The organism is Allobosea rubneri, assembly GCF_032464875.1.
Taxonomy (GTDB): domain Bacteria; phylum Pseudomonadota; class Alphaproteobacteria; order Rhizobiales; family Beijerinckiaceae; genus Allobosea; species Allobosea rubneri.
Genome location: NZ_JAWDID010000003.1, coordinates 48,999 through 68,759, shown reverse-complemented (window position 1 = coordinate 68,759; position 19,761 = coordinate 48,999). Strand labels below are relative to the sequence as shown.

The following is a 19,761-nucleotide window of genomic DNA, read 5'->3' as shown; positions in this document are numbered from 1 at the left end:
AGCCACTGCGGCTTTCAGAGCTGCTCGTTATGGGCCCTGGCCTCGTCGCGGATCCAGTTGCGAAACGCCGCGATCGCCGGCCGGTCTGCCGACGCTTCCGGGCAGACCAGATAATATTGATGCGGGCTCCTGACCTGATGGGGAAAGGGGCGGACGAGACGGCCCGCATCCTGATAGTCGCCGATCAGGACGCTGGTTGCGAGCGCGACTCCCTGGCCCGAGGCGGCCGCCTGCAAGGCCAGGAAGGTGTGGGAGAAGCGCGGGCCCTGGCTGGCATCGACATCGTCGACCCCGGCCAGAGCGAGCCAACGCGGCCAGGTGATGTAGTCGGGGATGCCTTCCGCCGCCTCGTGCAGCAAGGTGTGATGGCGAAGGTCGGACGGGTCGCGCAGGGGGCGCAGCGGGTCGTTGAGCAGCGCGGCGCTGCAGACCGGAAAGAAGTGCTCTTCCATCAGCAGGTCCGAGCGCAGGCCGGGATAGACGCCCTGGCCGAAGCGGATCGCGACGTCGACATCCTCGCGGCCGAAATCGGTGAGGTTCACCGAAATCGAGATCCGCACTTCGAGCTCGGGATGGCGCTCCTTCAGCGAACCCAGCCTGGGGATCAGCCAGCTCAAGGCGAAGCTCGGCATGGTGCTGACCGTCAGCACGGTGGAGGCGTCGGGTCGCATCGCCTGCGCGGTGGCTTCGTTGAGCTGGTCGAGCAGGCCCGAGATCGCGGCGGCGTAGCGCTCGCCGAGGCCGGTCAGCGCCACGCCCTTGCTCGGCAGGCGGATGAACAGAGGGCGCCGCAGCCAGCTCTCCAACGCCCGGACCTGTTGGCCGATCGCGCTGGCGGTGACCGCGAGCTCCTCGCCAGCCCGCTCGAAGTTGAGATGTCGGGCCGCCGCCTCGAAGGCACGCAGCGAGGTCAAGGGCGGAAGCTGGCGACGGGACATTGGCTGGCCAAGTTCAGCTTGGGCGGAAGCCAAGAACTTCTCATTTGCTCGGCTTGGCCGCAAGGCGCAGATTCACAGGCATAATCTCCATGAGAGGAGGCCGCCATGCCGGCCAGGACCGCCACAGAAAATCTATCCCAGCTCGCTGAGAAGCACGCCGCCGCGGGCATTTCCGGCCTGCTGCTGCGCTTCGAGGACTGGCTCGCCATGCGGGCAAGCGCGCGGGCTCTCTACCGCATGGACGATCAGGCGCTTTCCGACCTCGCCTTGTCGCAAAGCGATGTAGAGCGGGTGAATCGGTCGGCGCGCAAGGCGCCCTGGCGCCAGTAAGCCGTCTGCAGCGCACAAGGACAACCAGCCCCGGGGAGCGCAGCTCGTCCCGGGGCTTAGGTGTATTCGCCGGAGAATCCGCTGCCTCAAACCGGCAGGCGCACCGTCGCGCGCAGGCCGCCGAGCGGCGATTCTCCCAGGATGATGTCGCCGCCATGCGAGCGGGCGATGTCGCGGGCGATGGCGAGGCCGAGGCCGGTGCCGCCGCCATCGACATTACGGGCCTCGTCCAGGCGGAAGAACGGCTTGAACACGTCCTCACGGAGTTCCGGCGCGATGCCCGGCCCGTCATCGTCGACCATGACGATGAGGTAGCGCGCATCATGCGTGGCGCGGATGGCGATGCGGTCGCCGAAACGGGCCGCGTTGGATACCAGATTGGTCAGCAGCCGGCGGACGGCATCGGGGCGAACGACGACGAGCGGGTCGCCGACGACCGTAAGCTCGGTCTGGTGGCCCTGGCGCTCGGCATCGGCCTTGAGATGTTCCAGCAGCGAGCGGATGTCGGTCTCGACCGGCGATTCGCCGGCATCACCGCGCGCGAAGGCGAGGTAATCCTCGAGCATGCGGCTCATCTCGTCGACATCCTTCTCGATCGCCTCCAGGTCGGGCGATCTTTCAAGCAGCGCGAGGGAGAGCTTGAAGCGGGTCAGGATGGTGCGCAGATCGTGGCTGACGCCGTTCAGCATCATGGTGCGCTCGCCGATCGAGCGTTCGACGCGGCGCTTCATCTCGATGAAGGCATTGCCGGCGCGGCGAACCTCGCGCGCGCCTCGCGGGCGGAAATCGGCGTCGCGCCCCTTGCCGAAGGCCTCGGCCGCGTCGGCGAGCCGCAGGATCGGCCGGATCTGGTTGCGCAGGAACAGCACCGCGATGGTCAACAGGATCAGCGAGGTGCCCGTCATCCAGAGCAGGAAGATGTGGCTGTTGGAGGCATAGGCCTGGCTGCGCCGGGTCAGGACGCGCATCACATCCTTGCCGAGCTTGATGCGGATCTCGATCAGGCTGGAGCGGCCGACGGTGTCGAGCCAGAAAGGCCGTTTCACCTGCTGGCTGAGCTCGGTCGAGAGCGCGCTGTCGAGCAATGAGAAAAAGGGGCGGGGCCCCGGTGCCGGCAGGTCGGTATCGGGCAGAATGTCGACGTCGAGGCCGAGCCGCTCCTGGGCGATGCGCGAGAGCAGGGCGGCGTCCTTGTCCTGGGGGTAGCTCTCATAGACGTCGATCAGGGCGGCGATATCCTGGGATACCGCCGCTGAGAGCCGCTGCGTCACGGTCTGCCAGTGGCGCTCCATGAAGACATAGGCGATGACCGATTGCAGCAAGACCACCGGCGCGATGACGATGACCAGGGCGCGCGGATAGAGCCCCTTGGGCATGATCCGGCTGATCGCCCGCGCCGGGCGCTTCTGCAGGCGCTTGAGCGGCGCGAACAGCGTGGCGCCGATCCGCGCCAGCACGGCGCCCACCGGACGCAGCCAGGCACCAATTCTCGCCGCGAGCGGGAGAAGGCGGCGCCGGAGAGAGGCGTCGGCCATGATCTTCAGCCCCGGTCGATGACGAGGCGGTAGCCGACGCCGCGAACGGTCTGGAGGTAGAGCGGGTCGGCCGGGTCGCGCTCGATCTTGCGGCGCAGGCGGTTGATCTGGACGTCGATGGTCCGGTCGTTGGCGGCGGACCCCTGATTGGCGAGCTGCTCGCGCGGCACATGTTCTCCGGCCCGCTCGGCAAGCACGGTCAGGATTTCGCGCTCGCGCTCGGTGAGGCGGATCGATTCCTCGCCCTGGCGGAGTTCGCCGCGGGCGAGGCCGAAGACGAATGGGCCGAAGCGGACATAGTCGGGCCGGGGCGGCGCTGGCGGCGGTTCGGGCTGGGCGGTGCGCTTGAGGATGTTGCCGAGGCGCAGGATGAGCTCGCGCGGCTCGAACGGCTTGGCGAGATAGTCATCGACGCCGATTTCCAGCCCGTTGATGCGGTCGCCGCTCTCGGTCCGGGCCGTCAGCATCAGGATCGGGATCTCCGAGCCGGCGCGCAGACGCCGGGCGAAGTCGAAGCCGTTCTCGCCCGGCATCATGATGTCGAGCACCATGGCGTCGAAGACGAGATGGCCGAGCCGGGTATCGGCTTCGGCGGCGTTGGCTGCAGTGGTGACGCGGTAGCCGTGATCGCCGAGGAAACGGGCCAGCAGGTCGCGCAGGCGGCGGTCGTCGTCGACCACCAGGATATGTGGGGCCTCGTCCGGAATCGGTTTGCGCTGGCCGCTCGGCGCCATCATCCCCGTCCCCTCGATTCTGTCGGAGCTCCGCTCATGCTCCTTTCGAGTAGCACGAAGCGTCAGGTCGACCCAGCCAGATGCGCCATCACGCTGCGCCGCGCAGCAGGATCGATCAGGCCGGCGAGATAGCGCGTGATGATCGGGGCGGTTTCGGGGCCCGCCGCTTCGAGTGCGCGCCCGATGCGCCTTGCCTGCAACTCGGCGAGGCGTATGGCGAGCTCGCGGCCCGCCTCGGTGGCGTGCAGTTTGCGCTGGCGCTTGTCACGGGTGCCGGGGCGCTGCTCGACAAAGCCGGTCTCGACCAGTTCCTTCAGCACGCGATTGAGGCTCTGCTTGGTGATCTGCAGGATGTCGAGCAGCTCGGCGATGGTCATGCCGGGGCGGCGCTGGACGAAGTGCAGCACGCGGTGATGGGCGCGGCCGAAGCCGTAATCGGCGAGGATGCGGTCGGGATCGCCGACGAAGTCGCGATAGGCGAAGAAGAACAGCTCGATCAGGTCGTAGGGCACCGGCTGGCTCGACGCCTCGGATGTGGCCGGAGAGACGGGATTCGGGGTGGGCGTGCTCACGTTCGTGATCTCTTTTTATGTCAGCCTTGTTGACATATCTCAGACGTAAGATTACCGGTCAAGCACGCGGAGCGACCGATTATGTCGCAAGCGCCGGTCTCGGCGTAGTTTTGATACCGCGCTTGCACCCGCTTTCGCCTTGTGGCGATGTCGGCTGCAAGAAAAGGATCAGGAGGATCTGTACCATGTCAGTCATTCCTTTCGACCAGCGCGACGGCGTCATCTGGTTCGACGGCAAGCTCGTGCCGTGGAAGGAAGCCAAGGTGCACGTACTCACCCATGGGCTGCATTACGGATCCTGCATTTTCGAGGGCGAGCGCGCATATGACGGCGTGATCTACAAGTGCACCGAGCACTCGCAGCGCCTCCAGAAGTCGGCCGAGATCATGGATTTCACGATCCCCTATTCGATCGCCGAGCTCGATGCCGCCAAGTATCTCTGCCTCAAGGAGAACGGCCTGCGCGACGCCTATGTCCGCCCGGTCGCCTGGCGCGGCTCGGAGATGATGGCGGTTTCCGGCCTGAACAACGCGATCCATACCGCGATCGCGGTCTGGGAGTGGCCGAGCATGTTCGACATGGCGCAGAAGCTGAAGGGCGTGCGCCTCGACGTCGCGGCCTATCGCCGGCCCGACCCGGCCTGCGCCCCGGTGCACGCCAAGGCCGCCGGCCTCTACATGATCGCGACGCTCTCCAAGCATAAGGCGGAGCGTGCCGGCTATGCCGACGCGATGATGCTCGACTGGGAAGGCAATGTCGCCGAGTGTACCGGCGCCAACATCTTCTTCATCAAGGACGGCGTGATCCACACCCCGACCGCCGACCGCTTCCTGAACGGCATCACCCGCCAGTCGGTGATCGAGCTGTGCAAGAAGCGCGGCTTCGAGGTGGTCGAGCGCCGCATCCGGCCGGAGGAGCTGGAAGGCTTCTCCGAGTGCTTCATCACCGGTTCCGCCGCCGAGGTGACGCTGGTCTCCGAGATCGGTCCCTACAACTTCGTCACCGGCAATATGGGCAAGGTGATCATGGAAGACTATTCGGACGAGGTCCGGCCGAAGTCCAAGGCGGCCTGAGACCGGCCTGCATGTCCGATTGAACTCGTCCCGGGCAGCTCGGCTGCCCGGGACTTTTCATTTCGTGACCTTCACATCGCTGCGGAAGAGGACCAGCCAGTCGTCCGACGGTATCTGGCGGCATTCGCCCATCGTGCTGAGCGTCGTGAGCGCGAAGTCGGAGCCGGTCCAGGCGTAGGTGCCGGAGCCGCCGCAATCGCCGATGCCGCGGCCCTTGGCGAAATAGCCGAGCTGGCCGTCCTTCGGGGTGTAGTCCGAATTGATCAGCACGTTGTTGTCGTTGCCGGCGAAAGCGACCTTTCGAGCGCCGGCCACCGCATCGCCCGTGACCAGCCAATAACCGGTGAGGATATTGTAGGCGCCGGCGCCGCAGTAGAGCCCGACCAGCCTGCGCCCGCCATCGAGCGGCCAGACCCGGTCGGGATTGTAGCGGGCGCCTTCGTCATCCTGCTCGCAGGCGTCCGGATCGCTCGTCTTCAGGTGCTTGCGCAGGGCCGCGGCCAGTGTCTTCGCCGCGCCGTCGGCCAGCGCCGGCCCGGTCGCCCTGGCGGTGATCACCGGCAGGGCCGGCGGCGACGGTACGGTGCTCGCGGCAGCGGGGCCCTTGCGGACCAGCGCCGTCGTCGTGTTGAGCCGGCCCTGCTGCTCGTCGATCCAGAGCATGGCCGCGACCGAGCCGGCGAGCGAGATCGCGTAGCTCTTCCCGGCCAGGGACGCCGAGAGCTTCGTCGCCTTGCGCGCCGCGGCAATCAGCGCCGCGGCGTCGGCTTCCGAAAATACGATGCGGGCGGTCTCGGCGTCTTCGACCGTGGCGGCCAGCGGCTTGCCGCCGGAGGGGAAGGGCGCGCCGTCGAGCTTGAGGCCGATCGCGAGCGGCGCCTTGAGCTTCTCACCCGTCAGCTTGAGCGACAGGGAGACGGCGCCGTCAGGGCCGGCGGGCCTTTCGAGCCTGAGGTAGCCCACGGTCTCGGCGGTCTCATCGGGCAGCGAGAGCGCCGTGCAGCTGCGAAGGTTGTCGCAGCCGGCGATCCAGTCGCGGAAGGTCTTGCCCTGGCTCTGCGCCGATGCCGGAGCCGTCGCGGCCATGAGGATCGCACCCCAGAGCGGGACCAGCCTCGCCACCAATCCCCTGCCCATCGTCAGCTCCAGCGTTCCGCCGCCTTGTCGTCGACTTCTTTGGCCTCGACCCAGCCGCCAAGCGTGCCATCGGCGAGGTGCTCGCGCTTCCAGAAGGGCGCGCGGGTCTTGAGATAGTCCATCAGGAAATCGGCGGCCTCGAAGGCCTCGCGGCGATGGCTCGATGCGGCGATCACCAGGACGATCTGCTCGCCCGGTCTGATCAGGCCGAAGCGGTGGATCGCGACGAGGCCGGAGAGCGGCCAGCGCGCCGCAGCCTCCGCGGCGACGCGCGCGATCTCGGCCTCGGCCATCCCGGGATAGTGCTCCAGCTCGAGCGCGGCGAGGCGGCCGCTCTCATCGCGGCAAAGCCCGGTAAAGCTGACGACGGCGCCGATATTGGCGTTGCCGCGGGCGAGCGCCGCGACCTCGGCGCCGAGGTCGAAATCCTCGCGCTGGATGCGGACGATCGGAGTCATCACGCAAGCTCCGAAAGAAAGCGTCGGTTTTCCCGAACAGTCATCCCGGCCGAAGCGAAGCGGAGAGCCGGGATCCATGCCTGAACCGTTCCGGAATGGGTCCCGGGTCTCCCTACGGTCGCCCGGGATGACCAGAAAAGTTCACTCACGCTCAAAGAACTCTCACCCACCGGTCATCGGCGGGAAGAAGGCGATCTCGCGGGCGCCGGCGATCGAGGCGGCCGGCTTGGCATGGGTGTGGTCGATGGCGGCGCGCACGATCGCCTCGTTCTCGAAGGCGAGCTCATAGCCCTCGCCGCGGGTCTTCAGCCAGCGCACCAGCTCGGCGACGGTTCCCGTGCCCGGCGGTGGCGTGACGATCTCGTCGGCGAGGCCGACGCGCTCGCGCACCCAGGCGAAGTAGACCAGCTTCAGCGATTGGGTGGCAACGTGCTGGTTCATGGCGCGCGCTCATCCATGGCGACGAGGTGCCGGATGCCGGCGTTGAGATAGTCCCAGCCGGTATAGATCGTCAGCAGGGCGGCGACCCAGAGCATGACGATGCCGATCTGCGTGTTGTGGGGCAGGACCTGATCGCCCGCCGGACCGACGACGAGGAAGCCGAGCGCGAAGAGCTGCGCCGCGGTCTTCCATTTCGCGACCTTGCTGACGGGGACGCTGACCTTGAGGTCGGCGAGGAATTCGCGCAGGCCAGAAACCAGAATCTCGCGGCAGAGGATGACGATCGCCGCCCAGATCGACCAACCGTGAATAGTGTCGGTATGGACGAGCATTAGCAGGAGCGCGCAGACCAGCAGCTTGTCGGCGATGGGGTCGAGCATGCGGCCGATCGCCGATTGCTGGCTCCAGGCGCGGGCGAGCCAGCCGTCGAGATAGTCGGTAACGGCCGCCGCGACATAGATCGCCAGGGCCGCCCAGCGGGCCCAGTCGTCGCGCGGCCAGAACAGCAGCGCCACCAGCGCCGGAATCGCAGCGATCCGGCCATAGGTCAGTAGGTTTGGCAGCGACCAGGGGCCGCGTCGCCGGATAGCGTCAGGAAGAATCGTCACGAAGGATACCAAGCCGCGCGTTTGCGACAGCGTCAACACGCAACACGGTGATTGCATGGCGAAGCTGCGTTGCGAAATCGGCAGGTCGCCGATGGAGCAGGTTCGCGGGGCGTGCGAGCGAACCTGCCGCAACGACCTTCAGCGGTCGTGAAAATGATCGTGAACGGCCTTCGCGGTCGCCGCGTTGACGCCGGGCGTCCTCATCAGGTCGTCGAGCTTGGCGCGCTGGATCGCCTTGACCGTGCCGAAATGTAGCAGGAGCGCGCGCTTGCGGGCGGGGCCGATGCCGGGAATCTCGTCGAGCGGGTTCTTGGTGATGTCGCGCTTGCGCTTGGCGCGGTGCGTGCCGATGGCGAAGCGGTGGGCTTCGTCGCGCAGGCGCTGGATGAAATAAAGCGCCGGGTCGCGCGGCGGCAGCTTGAACGGCTCGCGTCCCACCATGAAGAAGGTCTCGCGCATGGCGTTGCGATCCTCGCCCTTGGCGATCGCGACGAGCGCAATGTCGCTGGCGCCGCATTCGGCCATGATCTTGCGCGCCGCTTCGAACTGTCCCTTGCCGCCGTCGACGATGACGAGATCGGGCCGAGAGGGGAAGGGTGCCTCGTCGCTGGCCAGTTCGGGTGGCGTCAACCCGACAAGTTCCGATGCGCCTTCGGCAGTGATGGCAGCGGGAGAGGGACTTGAGGCCTCCGCGCCTTCCTCAACGGCATCAGGCAGGCCGCGTGCATTCGTCGGTGTCGGCTCCTGCGTCTCGGTCGCCGCTCCCCCCTCCTTCGCCAGCCGCGAGAAGCGCCGCTTCAGCACCTCGCGCATCATGCCGAAATCGTCGCCGGCGATGGTGTCGCTGGAGATGTTGAAGGTGCGGTAATGGCTCTTCATGAAGCCGTCCCTGCCGGCGACGACCATGCCGCCGACGGCGTTCGTGCCCATGATGTGCGAGTTGTCGTAGACTTCGACGCGGCGCGGCGCCCGCTCCATGCCGAAGGCGGCGCCGAGCGCATTGAGCAGGCTCTGCTGGCCGGCATTGTCGGCGAGCTTGCGGGCGAGCGCCTCATGCGCGTTCTTCTGGGCATGGGCGACGAGATCGCGCCGCTCGCCGCGCTTGGGCGCCGCGAGTTCGACCTTGCGGCCGGCGCGGGCGCAGAGCGCCTCGGCGATGAGGTCGGCCTCGGGCAGATCATGCGAGACCAGCACCAGCCGCGGCGGCGGCTTATCGTCGTAGAACTGGGTGACGACCGAGGCCAGCACCTCTGCAGGGCTCAGGCTCTTGTCGGCGCGCGGGAAGAGGGCGCGGTTGCCCCAGTTCTGCTTGTTGCGGAAGAAGAAGATCTCGACGCAGAACTGCCCAGCCTGCTCGTCGATGGCGAAGACATCGGCTTCCTCGACCCCTTGCGTATTGATGTCCTGCCCGGCCTGCACGGCCGAGAGCGCCGCCAGCCGGTCGCGATAGCGCGCCGCCTTCTCGAATTCGAGCTCCTCGGCCGCCGCCTGCATGCGTTCCGACAGGAGCTGCTTCACCGCCGAGGAACGGCCGGAGAGGAAGGCGCGGGCCTGGTCGGCCAGGGCCTGGTAGTCGGTGTGCGAGATCTCCCCGGTGCAGGGGCCGGAGCAGCGCTTGATCTGGAAGAGCAGGCAGGGCCGTGTGCGGTTCTCGTAATAGCTGTCCGAGCAGGAGCGGAGGAGAAACGCCTTCTGCAGCGCGTCGATGGTGCGCTCCACCGCCCAGACCGAGGCGAAGGGGCCGAAATAATCGCCCTTGCGCTGCCGCGAGCCGCGGTGCTTGGCGATCTGCGGGGCCGGATGGTCGCCGGACAGGAAGATGTAGGGGAAGGATTTGTCGTCGCGCAGCAGCACGTTGTAGCGCGGCCGAAGCTGCTTGATCAGGTTCGATTCGAGCAGCAGCGCCTCGGTTTCGGTGCCAGTGGTGACGAACTCCATGTTCGCGGTCTCGGCGATCATGCGCGCGACCGCATTGGTATGCGCCATGCCGCGGGCATAGGCCGTGACCCGGTTCTTCAGGCTCTTGGCCTTGCCGACATAGAGCACCTCGCCGGCGCGATCGAACATCCGGTAGACGCCCGGCCGGTTCGGCAGGTGCCTCGCGAACTCGGCGATCACCTCGATGCCCGCCTTGAGCGCGCCCGGCGCTGCCTCGCCGAGATCGAGCGCAGGCTCCGCGGGGAGGGCGGTTTCCTCCTCCAGCTCGATCTCTTCCTCGGGCAGGTCTGGGCGTTCGCGATTCATGGGCTGCATGTAGGATGTCGCAGGCGCTTCGTCATGTCAGGAGCGGCTTCGTTCCTGCTCGACGCGCCCGACGTCTGGTCCGCGCCGGTTAACCTGTCACTCGCACGCTTGAATTGCACTGTATTCAGGCCGGCGGAGCGACCGTTTTCCGTTGATGTGATCGAGATTCCATAGACCGCCTGCGAAGGATGCCACGAGGTGATCTGATCCATTTTTGAATTTTTAATTGACAAAAGCGTTTCTGGATTCCATATCTATGTCTCGATATTAGGCCGAACGACTTGGCCTCGGTGCTCGTGAATGCGCCGCGCTGACGATCTTCCTCCTCTGTTCGAAATCGCCGCTGCACTAATTCGTGCGGCTTCATCAAGCACGACTGTAGGAGGCTCCCATGAGCTCGGGTTCGGTCAAGTGGTTCAACGCCACCAAGGGTTTTGGTTTCATTCAGCCGGATGACGGCGGTCAGGACGTCTTCGTCCATATCAGCGCCGTCGAGCGGGCAGGCATGCGCGATCTGCGCGATGGCCAGAAGATCAGCTACGAGCTGGTGCAGGACAAGCGCTCCGGCAAGATGTCGGCGGATAATCTGCGCGCCGAATGAAAGCCCGCTGCTACGGGGCAAGCGATCTGAAAGGCGACCACGGATGTACTGGCGCCATCACGTAACGCTCTGAAGCAAGGGCTATCGAGGGGTCGGGACATCAAGCCCGGCCCTTTTGCTTTTTTGAAGAGAGGATGTCCGATGCAGGTTCTTGTGCGCGACAACAATGTCGATCAGGCGCTTCGCGTCCTGAAGAAGAGGATGCAGCGCGAAGGCGTGTTTCGGGAAATGAAGCAGCGCCGATCCTATGAAAAGCCGTCGGAGCGGCGCGTCCGCGAGCGCGCCGATGCCATCCGGCGTGCAAGGAAGGCGGCTCGCAAGCAGGCGCAGCGCGACGGCCTGTTGCCCGCGCCGAAGCGTAAGCCACCGCTCGGCAGAACGCCCCGGCCCGGCATGCCGCCCGTCCCGACGAACTGACGCGCGTCCGGCGCCAGCTGAAGAGAGGTTGCCATGTCGAGCCGCAACATGAAGCTGGAAGATGCCAAGGCCCGCGCGCAGGTCGCCTTCGAGAAAACCGAGCAGCGCAAGCGCGATGCCTCGCAGGTCTGGCAGGCGATCGAGGACGAAGCCCTCCAGGTACGCCTTAAGACGGAACGCCTGAAGGCGCTGCGTCTCGCCAAGGAAGCGAGCGAGGCCGAAGCCAAGGCCAAGCTGCCGGAGCCGAGCGAAGCGAAGCCGGTCCGCCGTCGTCGGACCAAGGATAACTGACCGCGGTTCGACGATTCCGGGCTGCCGTGGCCGGAGCGCAGGCTGAGCCTGCCGATGCGGTCGCCGGCGGGAGAGCGGTGCGCATTTCCGCTTGACCGCGCCCTGTCAGCGTTCGACATCACGCGCAACGCCCCCCGGATTGCCTGCCCATGCCCGTCTTCGTCCTTCCCTTCCCGGTGATCGATCCGGTCGCGCTCCAGATCGGGCCGCTCGCGATCAAATGGTACGGACTTGCCTATGTCGCCGGGCTGCTCGGCGGCTGGTGGTATGCCCGCAAGCTGGTGATGGCCGACGGGCTGTGGGGTGGTCGCGCTCGGCCCGGGGCCGACCAGCTCGACGACATGCTGCTCTTCGTCGCGCTCGGCGTCGTGCTCGGCGGGCGCCTCGGCTTCGTCCTGTTCTACGATCTCGAACGCTATCTCGCCCGGCCGCAGGACATCATCGCAGTCTGGCAAGGCGGGATGTCCTTCCATGGCGGGCTGATCGGGGCCGCGACCGGCCTCGTCCTCTTCGCCCGCCGGCGCGGCGTGCCGGTGCTCAGCGTCTTCGATCTCTCGGCCGCGGTGGTGCCGATCGGCCTGTTCCTTGGCCGCATCGCCAACTTCATCAATGCCGAGCTCTGGGGCCGGCCGGCGCCGGACGTGCCCTGGGCGATGGTATTCCCCCATGCCGGGCCGGTGCCACGCCATCCCAGCCAGCTTTACGAGGCCTTTGGCGAGGGGCTGGTGCTCTTTCTCCTGCTCGCTCTCATCGTGCGGGCTGGCGGGTTCAAGAGGCCGGGCCTCGTCGCCGGCGTGTTCGGCATGGGCTATGCAGTGGCGCGCATCGTCGCCGAATTCTTCCGCGAGCCCGATCCGCAGCTCGGCTTCCTGTTCGGGACGGGCAGCGGTGCCGGTGGCGGCCTGACCATGGGCATGCTGCTGTCGATCCCGCTCTTCCTGGCGGGGCTCGCCCTGGTCCTGCGCGCCCGGCGGGGACCGGCGCAATCGTGACGCCGCTGGCGCAGGAGCTCGCCCGGCTGATCCGTGACGAGGGACCCCTCAGCCTCTCCCGCTACATGGCGCTCTGCCTCGGCCATCCCAGCCATGGCTACTACATGAAGCAGGACCCGTTCGGCGCGGAGGGCGATTTCACCACGGCGCCGGAGATCAGCCAGATCTTCGGCGAACTGGTCGGGCTCTGGGTCGCGACGGTCTGGCGGATGATGGGCGAGCCGGCGGCGTTCCGCCTCGTCGAGCTCGGACCAGGACGTGGCACGCTGATGCAGGACATGCTGCGGGCGGGCAGGGTCGTGCCGGGCTTTCGCGAGGCACTGACTGTCCATCTCGTCGAAACCAGTCCGGTGCTGCGCGAGCGGCAGAAGGCGACGCCGGCGGCGAGCGGCGTCGCGCCGCACTGGCATGAGCGGCTCGACCAGGCGCTCGAAGGCCCGGCGATCGTCGTCGCCAACGAATTCCTCGATGCGCTGCCGCTCGACCAGTTCGTGCTGACGCCCGAAGGCTGGCGCGAACGGCTGGTCGGCCTCGACGGCGAGGGGCGCTTCGTCTTCGGCCTGTCTGCCGAGCCCGAAAGGCAGATCGCGCGCGCAGCCCCGCAAGGCGCCGTGCTGGAGCAGCCGCTTGCGGCGCTGGAGACGGTCGCGACGGTCGCGCGCCATGTCGCGGCGGACGGCGGCGCGGGCTTGTTCATCGATTACGGAGCGGCCCAGACCGGCTTCGGCGATACGCTCCAGGCGGTGCGTCGGCATGGCTTCGTCGATCCGCTGGCCGAGCCCGGCGATGCCGACCTGACCGTGCATGTCGATTTCGCGCGCATGGCGCAGGCTGGGTTGGCGGCCGGCGCGACGGCGCACGGCCCGGCAACGCAGCGCGATTTTCTGCTGGCACTGGGGCTGGAGCAGCGCGTCGCAGCGCTGTCGCGGCGGGCGACGCCGGAGCAGGCGCACACGCTCGCGACGGGCGCGAACCGGCTGGTCGAGGCCGGCACCGCTACCGATATGGGGCAGCTCTTCAAGGTGCTGGCACTGGCCGACCCGCGCCTGCCGCTTCTGCCCGGATTTGACCTTCATCGCCTGCCAGAGCAGGCCGCCCCCTGAATCGGAGCCGGAAAGCGATGTTCATCACCTCTCCCGACCTCGCCGGCGAAACCGGCATCCGGCACGCCTTCTTCACGCGCGAGGGTGGAATCTCGACCGGGATCTACGCTTCTTTGAACGGCGGTGTCGGCTCGCAGGACGACCAGGCTCATGTCGCCGAGAACCGGGCGCGCATGGCCGCCCATCTCGGCGTCGACCGCGACAAGCTCGTCAGCGTCTACCAGGTGCACTCGCCTGACGTGGCGGTGGTGACCGGTCCCTGGCCGGGGGAGCGCCCGAAGGCCGACGCGATGGTGACGATCGCACATGGCGTCGCGCTCGGCGTTTCCAGCGCCGATTGCGGGCCGATCCTGTTCGCCGACAGCGAGGCGGGGGTCATCGGCGCGGCCCACTCCGGCTGGAAGGGTGCTTTCGGCGGCGTCGTCGGCGCGACCGTGACGGCGATGGAGAAGCTCGGCGCGCGGCGCGAGCGCATCGTCGCGGTGCTCGGCCCGACGATCAGTGCCGCGGCCTATGAGGTCGGGCCGGAGTTCATCGAGCGCTTCAAGGCCGAGAACGCGACCTATTCGCGCTTCTTCCACGCTTCCGAGCGTCCGGCTCATGCGATGTTCGACCTGCCGGCCTTCATCGCCCACCGCGCCCAGGAGGCGGGAATCGGCCGCTTCATCGATCTCGCTCTGTGCACCTATGGCGACGAGTCCAGATTCTACAGCTATCGGCGCACGACCCATCGCCAGGAGGCCGATTACGGCCGGCTGATCTCGGCGATCGCGCTGGGCTGATCCTCGCTAGCCTGCCCTTGCGTCATCTTTTGTTGCTTGCGGGACGGGACGGAGTCATCCTTCCGCGGTCATCCACCATCAACATGGCTGCGGGGGACGCATGGAACAGATCCTGATGAACCTGGTCGCCGGCGTGATCGGCGGCAATGCGGCCGGCAAGGCTTCGCCGACCTTCGATCTCGGTACCATCGGCAACACGATCGCTGGTCTTGTCGGCGGCGGCGTGCTCGGCCAGCTGGTTCCGATCGTGCTGCCGGCGATCACCGCGGCGGCGGCAGGCGGCAATCTCAGCATTGGCGGCATCCTCGCCAACCTGATCAGCGGCGGTGCCGGCGGCGCGATCCTGACCGCGATCATCGGCGCGGTGAAGAACAAGGCCGCCTGAGGCGCGCAAAGCCGGAAAGCGCTCGTCGTCGCCGAAGGCTCGGACGCTGCTGCTCAGCCCGTTCACGCGATACGCGCATGAGCATTCGCGCCGGAACGACTTGTCGCGGCGCATCGCTAGAGGGCAATCTCTCGCGCCTTGCGTGGAGACCGGCGATGCAGCGACAGATCGACTATTACTTCTCCCTCCTTTCGCCCTGGACCTATCTCGGGCACGAGCTTTTCCTGTCGATCGCCGCGCGCCATGGCTGCGCCGTCAACTATCTTCCGGTGCCGCTGCGTTTGGTCTTCGACGAGACCGGCGGCCTGCCGCTGCCCAAGCGCCACCCCGTACGTCAGCGCTACCGCATCCTCGAACTGCAGCGCTGGCGGGAGCGGCGGGGCAAGCCTCTCAATCTGTTCCCACGCCATTTCCCGCTCGATATCGCGCTGGCGGATCGGGCGTTGATCGCCGCGACGCTCGCCGGCAAGGACCCCGGTGCTTTCATGGAGCGCGTGCTGGCTGGTGTCTGGGCGCAGGAGCTGGACCTCTCGCAGCGGGCGCTGGTGATCGAGCTGGCCGAAGCTTCCGGGCTCGACGGCGAGGCGCTGGTCGGCCAGGCCGAATCGGAGGCGGTGGCGGCGCGCTATGCCGCGTCGAGCGAGGCGGCGGTCAAGGCGGGCGTCTTCGGCGCGCCGAGCTATGTCCTCGGCGGCGAGGTGTTCTGGGGCCAGGACCGGCTCGAGCTGCTCGATGACGCGCTGGCGAGCGGCCGGGCGTCCTACAGCACCGAGGCCAAGGCCTGAGCGCTCCGCGCCGTCAATCGACGATATCGGGCGTGCGCCAGGAAAGGTGCTGGCCGGCGTCGACCGCGATCATCTGCCCGGTGATCGCTTCGGCACGGGCGAGATAGAGCACCGCGTCGGCGATCTCGCGCGATTCGACCTTGCGGTTCAGCACGGTGCCAGCCGCCTCGGTGGCGAGGGCGGTTTCGCCGCCATGGGAATTGGCGAAGGTCGGGCCGGGACCGACGGCGTTGACGCGGATGCGCGGGGCGAGCGACTGCGCCATGGTCGTCGTCGCCGCCAGCAGCGCCGCCTTGGTCAGGGTGTAGGAATAGTATTGCGGCGTCAGCTTCCAGACGCGCTGGTCGATGATGTTGACGATCGCGCCTTTCCGATCAGCCGGAAGCCGGTTGGCCATCGCCCCGGCGAGGACAGAGGGCGCGCGCAGGTTGGTCGAGAACTGCCGGTTCCAGCGCAGCACCTCGAGGGAGCGGACATCGTCGACGAGGAAGCTCGAAGCGTTGTTGACCAGCAGTGTCACCGGGCCGAACGGCGCCTCCGCTGCCGCCGGCAGGCCGTCGGTGGAGGCGGCGTCGGCCAGATCGGCCGTGACGACGGCCGCCTGGCCGCCCTTTTCGCGAATCTGCGCGGCGAGCTCCTCGGCCTCGCTGCGGGACTGATTGCAGTGAATCACGACCGCATAGCCCGCTTCCGCCAGGCGCTCGACAATGGCGCGGCCGATGCGTCGCGCCCCACCGGTGACGAGTGCGACTTCAGCGGCCATCATGATCTCCCTCACGGCGTTCGCCGCGGCGCTGGAGCCGGCGCTCCCAGTGCTTGGCGACGCGCAGATAGCGATAGAATGCGTAGTTCATGGCCGTCATGAAGCCGTAGACACCGCGCAGCGCGTGACGGCGGCCGATATAGGCCTTGAAGAAATTGCCGGGGAACTCCAGCGCCAGCCGCAAGGCCGAGAGCGTCGCGCCGCGCTGATCGAGGTCGTCGGCCTGGGCGTCGCTATAGGAATTGAGCTTGGCGATCTGCTCGCCGAGCGAACGCACGGAATAGTGGTGGATCGTGCCCTTCAGCCGGCCGACCCGGGTTCCGGGCTGAAGTTCGACCCTGTCATGCACCGGGGAGGGCGAGTAGCGCCCCTTGTCGCTGCGATAAAGGCGAACCGGCGTCAGGGCGTAGGCAAAGCGGTGCGGTGCGCCCTCGCCGGGGAACATCTCGGCGATGCGCAGCTTGTAGGCTTCCTCGGGGGGCTCCCCCGCGGCGAACAGGGCGGCGATCTCGTCCACGAGCTCGGGAGGCGCAACCTCGTCCGCGTCGAGATTGAGCAGCCAGCGATGGCGGCACTGGTCCTCGGCGAAGCGCTTCTGCTGGCCGTAGCCCGGCCAGGGGTTCTCGATGACGCGCGCGCCGAATCCGGCGGCAACGGCCTGCGTGCCATCGGTCGAGCCGGAATCGACCACCACGATGTCGTCGCTCAGCGAGCGCACCGCCGCGATGGTCCGGCCGATCCGGTCGGCTTCGTCGCGGGCAATGATGAAAATCGAGAGAGGCGGCACGCAAGACGTCTCGGTGGCGGGCGGGAATGTCGGCTAAAGCATGGGGCGAGGGAGCCTGCAAGCAGCCGGGCCGGCGGGGCCCCGAGAGGTGGGCCTGCGAGGAGCGCGGGAACCGAATTCAGATTGCGGCGTTAATGTGTTCGCGTCGTCCAGTCATAGATTTGGCGGCTGCCGATACGTTACCGTTTGATTCACCATTCATGCTATCTTAACAATCACTAACCGAAGTTGATCAATATGCCTTTATGGTTCCGCATTCTGCCGCAATTTCGCCGCGGTCTGGCAAGCAGTTGTGTTTTCGCAGCAACAGACACGGCCAGCGAATACCCCTATAACGGGGATATCGAAATCACCGTCGGTCCAGCGCCGGCCCCAGTGACGACACCAAGGAGTATACTATGAAGAAGTTTCTGCTCTCGGGCGTTGCGGCCCTTGGCCTCATCGCCGCCGGCGCTGCCTCCGCTGCCGACCTGCCGAGCCGCAAGGGCCCGGTCGTTGCTCCGGTCTACGTTCCGGTCTTCACCTGGACCGGCTTCTACGTCGGTGCCAACGCCGGCTACGGCTGGGGTAACGTGAACCTCAACGGCTGGGCCAACAACATCGGCGACCTCGACGGCTTCGTCGGCGGTGGCCAGGTCGGCTACAACTACCAGATCGGCCAGTTCGTGGTCGGCCTCGAAGCGGACATCCAGGGCGCCGATCTCGGCACCGGCCGCGACGTCTTCGGTGACAGCGTCAAGACCGAGTACTTCGGCACCGTCCGCGCTCGCGTCGGCGTCGCCTTCGACCGGTTCCTGCCCTACGTCACCGGTGGTTGGGCCTACGGCAACGTCAAGACCTCGATCCCGGGTCTGGCCTTCTCGTCCGACCGCACCCACACCGGCGGCTGGGCTGTCGGCGCGGGCGTCGAGTACGCCTTCACCAACAACCTGATCGGCGGCGTCGAGTACCTCTACGTCGACCTCGGCGAGAAGAACATCGCTGGCTTCGGCACCAAGGTCGGCACCGACTTCTCGGTCGTCCGCGCCCGCCTCAGCTACAAGTTCTGATTTCTCCTCCCGGAGATGGAACGAGACCCGGTGGCTTCGGCCACCGGGTTTTTCTTTGCCCGGAGCTTGGCCGCCGTGAAGCTTTTCGCAGCCTTGTCTTGCCCGGACATTGCACAAAAGGCCGCCCCTCAGGAGCGGCCTTGTTCGGAACTGCAATCGGATAGACGGGGGCGTAGCGCCCTGAACCGTCTGGCCGGCTGTGAGGCTACCGTCAGCCCTTGAAGCGTGTCGCCTCGAAGGCCGGCACCTTTGCAGCGAAGGCATCGAGCCAGGCGACGAGACGCGGATGCGCTGCGCGCCATTTGCCTTCATGGCGCAGGTCGAGATAGCCGAGCGCGCAGGCAAGCGCGATTTCGCCGATTCGCGGGCGGTCGGCAAAGGCCGGCGGCTCGGCTTCGAGCGTAGCTAGCGCCCGGTCGATCTTGCCCTGCTGGTTCTCGACCCAGCCGGCGTGGCGCATCTCGGCCGTCCTGAAGCGGACTTCGTAGACCTGGAGCAAGGCTGCGTCGCAGATGCCGTCGGCGAGCGCCTGCAGCCGCAATTGCGCGAAGCGTTCCGCGCCGGCCGGGATGATCCGCCAGCCGCCGGCAAGATGGTCGAGATAGTCGACGATGACCCGCGAATCGAACAGGCTCGACCCGTCCTCGAGGACAAGGGTCGGGATCTTGCCGAGCGGGTTCTGCCTACGCAGAGGGTCGGCGGGGTTGGTGGTGTCGGCCACCACGATCTCGATCTTGTCCGTGAGACCGAGCTCGATCATGGAAATCTTGACCTTGCGGCCAAAGGGCGAGGCGGGGGAGGAACGCAAGGTCAGCATGGCAAGGCTCTCGTGCTCGCTGCGAATCGGAACGATCAGCCGTCGGGGCGGATCGCCTCGCATCGATAGCGCGGCCGCGGGCCTTGCGCGAGGCGCTCGCACAGCGCCGGCAGCAGGATTTCCGCTTCCTGCGCCAGCAGCCAGGGCGGATTGACGACCAGCAGCCCGGTCGCGCCGAGACCTCCCGCTGCTTCAGGGCGGTCGACATCGATCTCGAGCCTGAGCAGGCGGCCAATGCCGGCGTTCGAAATTGCCGATACAAGGCCATCCACGGCGCGCCGATCCTTGATCGGATACCAGAGCGCGTAGGTGCCGGTTGGCCATTTACGCCAGGCGGCGACGAAGGCGTCGGCGAGCGTCGCGAACTCGTCCTTCTCCTCGAAAGGCGGATCGATCAGAACCAGGCCGCGCCGTTCCTTTGGCGGCACATTGGCGCCGAGGGCGACCCAGCCGTCGATGGCCAGCGCCTTGCAACGCGAGTCGCTTCCGATTGCCTGGACCAGCTTGCGGTAGGTGTTCTCGTGCAGCTCGGCGGCGATCAAGCGATCGTCGGCGCGCATCGCCTGACGGCAGAGCCAAGGCGAGCCGGGATAGGCGTCGGCACCGTAGAGAGCTCGAGCGGCCGCCACTGCCTTGCGCCAGGGGGCGAGCAGTTCCTCCACCGCCGGGGCGAGAAGGGACTGGTCGAGCCGTGCCACGCCGTCGCGCCATTCATGTGTGCGCAGGGCCTCGTCCGAGCCGAGATCGTAACGCCCGGCGCCGGCGTGGGTATCGATGATGCGATAAGGCTTATCCTTGCCGTTGAGATGCGTGAGGATACGCATCAGCATGACGTGCTTCAGGATGTCGGCGAAGTTGCCGGCGTGAAAGCCGTGACGGTAGTTCATGCAGCGGTCTTAGAGCATTTCCTTGAAACGCG

The 19,761-nt window shown here is 67.0% G+C and carries 24 protein-coding genes; 11 read left to right on the top strand and 13 right to left on the bottom strand.

Annotated features, from left to right (window positions below; translation table 11 throughout):
- Positions 1–14: 14 nt before the first annotated feature.
- Complete coding sequence (locus RKE40_RS03150) at positions 15–938, bottom strand: transcriptional regulator GcvA (protein WP_316016787.1); 924 nt, start codon at positions 936–938, stop codon at positions 15–17.
- A gap of 105 nt (positions 939–1,043) precedes the next feature.
- Between RKE40_RS03150 and RKE40_RS03145 the strand changes: the two genes are divergently transcribed.
- Positions 1,044–1,268 carry a DUF1127 domain-containing protein gene (locus RKE40_RS03145; RefSeq protein WP_316016786.1) on the top strand — a complete coding sequence of 75 codons (225 nt, stop codon included), beginning with the start codon at positions 1,044–1,046 and terminating at the stop codon, positions 1,266–1,268.
- 86 nt (positions 1,269–1,354) lie between these two features.
- Here the strand turns inward: RKE40_RS03145 and RKE40_RS03140 are convergent, their stop codons facing one another.
- The 3 genes from RKE40_RS03140 to RKE40_RS03130 form a co-directional block, all read right to left on the bottom strand.
- Positions 1,355–2,755 carry an ATP-binding protein gene (locus RKE40_RS03140; RefSeq protein ID WP_390893218.1) on the bottom strand — a complete coding sequence of 467 codons (1,401 nt, stop codon included), beginning with the start codon at positions 2,753–2,755 and terminating at the stop codon, positions 1,355–1,357.
- 53 nt (positions 2,756–2,808) lie between these two features.
- Positions 2,809–3,537 (bottom strand): response regulator, encoded by a 729-nt coding sequence (locus RKE40_RS03135; RefSeq protein ID WP_316016947.1) that lies wholly within the window; start codon positions 3,535–3,537, stop codon positions 2,809–2,811.
- Between the two features lie 62 nt (positions 3,538–3,599).
- Positions 3,600–4,118, bottom strand: a complete 519-nt coding sequence (locus RKE40_RS03130) for a MarR family winged helix-turn-helix transcriptional regulator (RefSeq protein WP_390893217.1) — start codon at positions 4,116–4,118, stop codon at positions 3,600–3,602.
- 176 nt (positions 4,119–4,294) lie between these two features.
- Between RKE40_RS03130 and RKE40_RS03125 the strand changes: the two genes are divergently transcribed.
- A complete protein-coding gene (locus tag RKE40_RS03125; protein WP_316016784.1) occupies positions 4,295–5,182 on the top strand; it encodes a branched-chain amino acid aminotransferase in 888 nt (295 codons plus the stop codon).
- Between the two features lie 57 nt (positions 5,183–5,239).
- Here RKE40_RS03125 and RKE40_RS03120 read toward each other — a convergent pair whose 3' ends face one another.
- The 5 genes from RKE40_RS03120 to uvrC all read right to left on the bottom strand — a co-directional run bounded on the left by RKE40_RS03120 (position 5,240) and on the right by uvrC (position 10,079).
- The gene (locus RKE40_RS03120) at positions 5,240–6,319 is read right to left on the bottom strand and encodes a DUF1176 domain-containing protein (RefSeq protein WP_316016783.1); all 1,080 of its coding nucleotides are present in this window, start codon (positions 6,317–6,319) and stop codon (positions 5,240–5,242) included.
- A 2-nt stretch (positions 6,320–6,321) separates the two neighbouring features.
- The gene (locus tag RKE40_RS03115; RefSeq protein WP_316016782.1) at positions 6,322–6,777 is read right to left on the bottom strand and encodes a molybdenum cofactor biosynthesis protein MoaE; all 456 of its coding nucleotides are present in this window, start codon (positions 6,775–6,777) and stop codon (positions 6,322–6,324) included.
- A gap of 162 nt (positions 6,778–6,939) precedes the next feature.
- Entirely contained in the window at positions 6,940–7,191 is a 252-nt protein-coding gene (gene moaD, locus RKE40_RS03110; RefSeq protein WP_316016945.1) for a molybdopterin converting factor subunit 1, read from the bottom strand.
- A gap of 23 nt (positions 7,192–7,214) precedes the next feature.
- Positions 7,215–7,826: a CDP-diacylglycerol--glycerol-3-phosphate 3-phosphatidyltransferase gene (gene pgsA, locus RKE40_RS03105; protein ID WP_316016781.1), complete on the bottom strand. Its 612-nt coding sequence runs from the start codon at positions 7,824–7,826 to the stop codon at positions 7,215–7,217.
- Between the two features lie 138 nt (positions 7,827–7,964).
- Complete coding sequence (uvrC, locus tag RKE40_RS03100) at positions 7,965–10,079, bottom strand: excinuclease ABC subunit UvrC (protein WP_390893203.1); 2,115 nt, start codon at positions 10,077–10,079, stop codon at positions 7,965–7,967.
- A 382-nt stretch (positions 10,080–10,461) separates the two neighbouring features.
- Between uvrC and RKE40_RS03095 the strand changes: the two genes are divergently transcribed.
- The 8 genes from RKE40_RS03095 (at position 10,462) to RKE40_RS03060 (ending at position 15,426) form a co-directional block, all read left to right on the top strand.
- The gene (locus RKE40_RS03095) at positions 10,462–10,671 is read left to right on the top strand and encodes a cold-shock protein (protein ID WP_066471138.1); all 210 of its coding nucleotides are present in this window, start codon (positions 10,462–10,464) and stop codon (positions 10,669–10,671) included.
- A gap of 141 nt (positions 10,672–10,812) precedes the next feature.
- The gene (gene rpsU / locus RKE40_RS03090) at positions 10,813–11,088 is read left to right on the top strand and encodes a 30S ribosomal protein S21 (RefSeq protein WP_316016780.1); all 276 of its coding nucleotides are present in this window, start codon (positions 10,813–10,815) and stop codon (positions 11,086–11,088) included.
- A gap of 33 nt (positions 11,089–11,121) precedes the next feature.
- Positions 11,122–11,379, top strand: a complete 258-nt coding sequence (locus RKE40_RS03085; RefSeq protein WP_316016779.1) for a hypothetical protein — start codon at positions 11,122–11,124, stop codon at positions 11,377–11,379.
- A gap of 149 nt (positions 11,380–11,528) precedes the next feature.
- On the top strand, positions 11,529–12,371 hold the full coding sequence (gene lgt / locus RKE40_RS03080; RefSeq protein ID WP_316016778.1) for a prolipoprotein diacylglyceryl transferase: 843 nt from the start codon (positions 11,529–11,531) through the stop codon (positions 12,369–12,371).
- Positions 12,368–13,474, top strand: coding sequence for a class I SAM-dependent methyltransferase (locus RKE40_RS03075; protein ID WP_316016777.1), 1,107 nt, complete (start codon positions 12,368–12,370; stop codon positions 13,472–13,474). Before lgt ends, RKE40_RS03075 begins: the two co-directional genes overlap by 4 nt.
- 17 nt (positions 13,475–13,491) lie before the next feature.
- On the top strand, positions 13,492–14,256 hold the full coding sequence (gene pgeF / locus RKE40_RS03070) for a peptidoglycan editing factor PgeF (RefSeq protein ID WP_316016776.1): 765 nt from the start codon (positions 13,492–13,494) through the stop codon (positions 14,254–14,256).
- Between the two features lie 100 nt (positions 14,257–14,356).
- Positions 14,357–14,641 (top strand): hypothetical protein, encoded by a 285-nt coding sequence (locus RKE40_RS03065; RefSeq protein ID WP_316016775.1) that lies wholly within the window; start codon positions 14,357–14,359, stop codon positions 14,639–14,641.
- Positions 14,642–14,796: 155 nt separating this feature from the next.
- Entirely contained in the window at positions 14,797–15,426 is a 630-nt protein-coding gene (locus tag RKE40_RS03060; protein ID WP_316016774.1) for a 2-hydroxychromene-2-carboxylate isomerase, read from the top strand.
- A gap of 13 nt (positions 15,427–15,439) precedes the next feature.
- Here the strand turns inward: RKE40_RS03060 and RKE40_RS03055 are convergent, their stop codons facing one another.
- Together RKE40_RS03055 and RKE40_RS03050 are read right to left on the bottom strand one after the other, a co-directional pair.
- Positions 15,440–16,189 (bottom strand): SDR family oxidoreductase, encoded by a 750-nt coding sequence (locus RKE40_RS03055; RefSeq protein WP_316016773.1) that lies wholly within the window; start codon positions 16,187–16,189, stop codon positions 15,440–15,442.
- Positions 16,179–16,976: a glycosyltransferase family 2 protein gene (locus RKE40_RS03050; protein ID WP_316016772.1), complete on the bottom strand. Its 798-nt coding sequence runs from the start codon at positions 16,974–16,976 to the stop codon at positions 16,179–16,181. The genes RKE40_RS03055 and RKE40_RS03050 overlap by 11 nt, the downstream gene beginning before the upstream one ends.
- 398 nt (positions 16,977–17,374) lie before the next feature.
- Between RKE40_RS03050 and RKE40_RS03045 the strand changes: the two genes are divergently transcribed.
- Positions 17,375–18,025 (top strand): outer membrane protein, encoded by a 651-nt coding sequence (locus tag RKE40_RS03045; RefSeq protein ID WP_316016771.1) that lies wholly within the window; start codon positions 17,375–17,377, stop codon positions 18,023–18,025.
- Positions 18,026–18,236: 211 nt separating this feature from the next.
- Here RKE40_RS03045 and RKE40_RS03040 read toward each other — a convergent pair whose 3' ends face one another.
- Together RKE40_RS03040 and RKE40_RS03035 are read right to left on the bottom strand one after the other, a co-directional pair.
- Positions 18,237–18,842, bottom strand: coding sequence for a glutathione S-transferase (locus RKE40_RS03040; RefSeq protein WP_316016770.1), 606 nt, complete (start codon positions 18,840–18,842; stop codon positions 18,237–18,239).
- A gap of 35 nt (positions 18,843–18,877) precedes the next feature.
- Positions 18,878–19,729 carry a 23S rRNA (adenine(2030)-N(6))-methyltransferase RlmJ gene (locus RKE40_RS03035; protein WP_316016769.1) on the bottom strand — a complete coding sequence of 284 codons (852 nt, stop codon included), beginning with the start codon at positions 19,727–19,729 and terminating at the stop codon, positions 18,878–18,880.
- Positions 19,730–19,761: the final 32 nt, after the last annotated feature.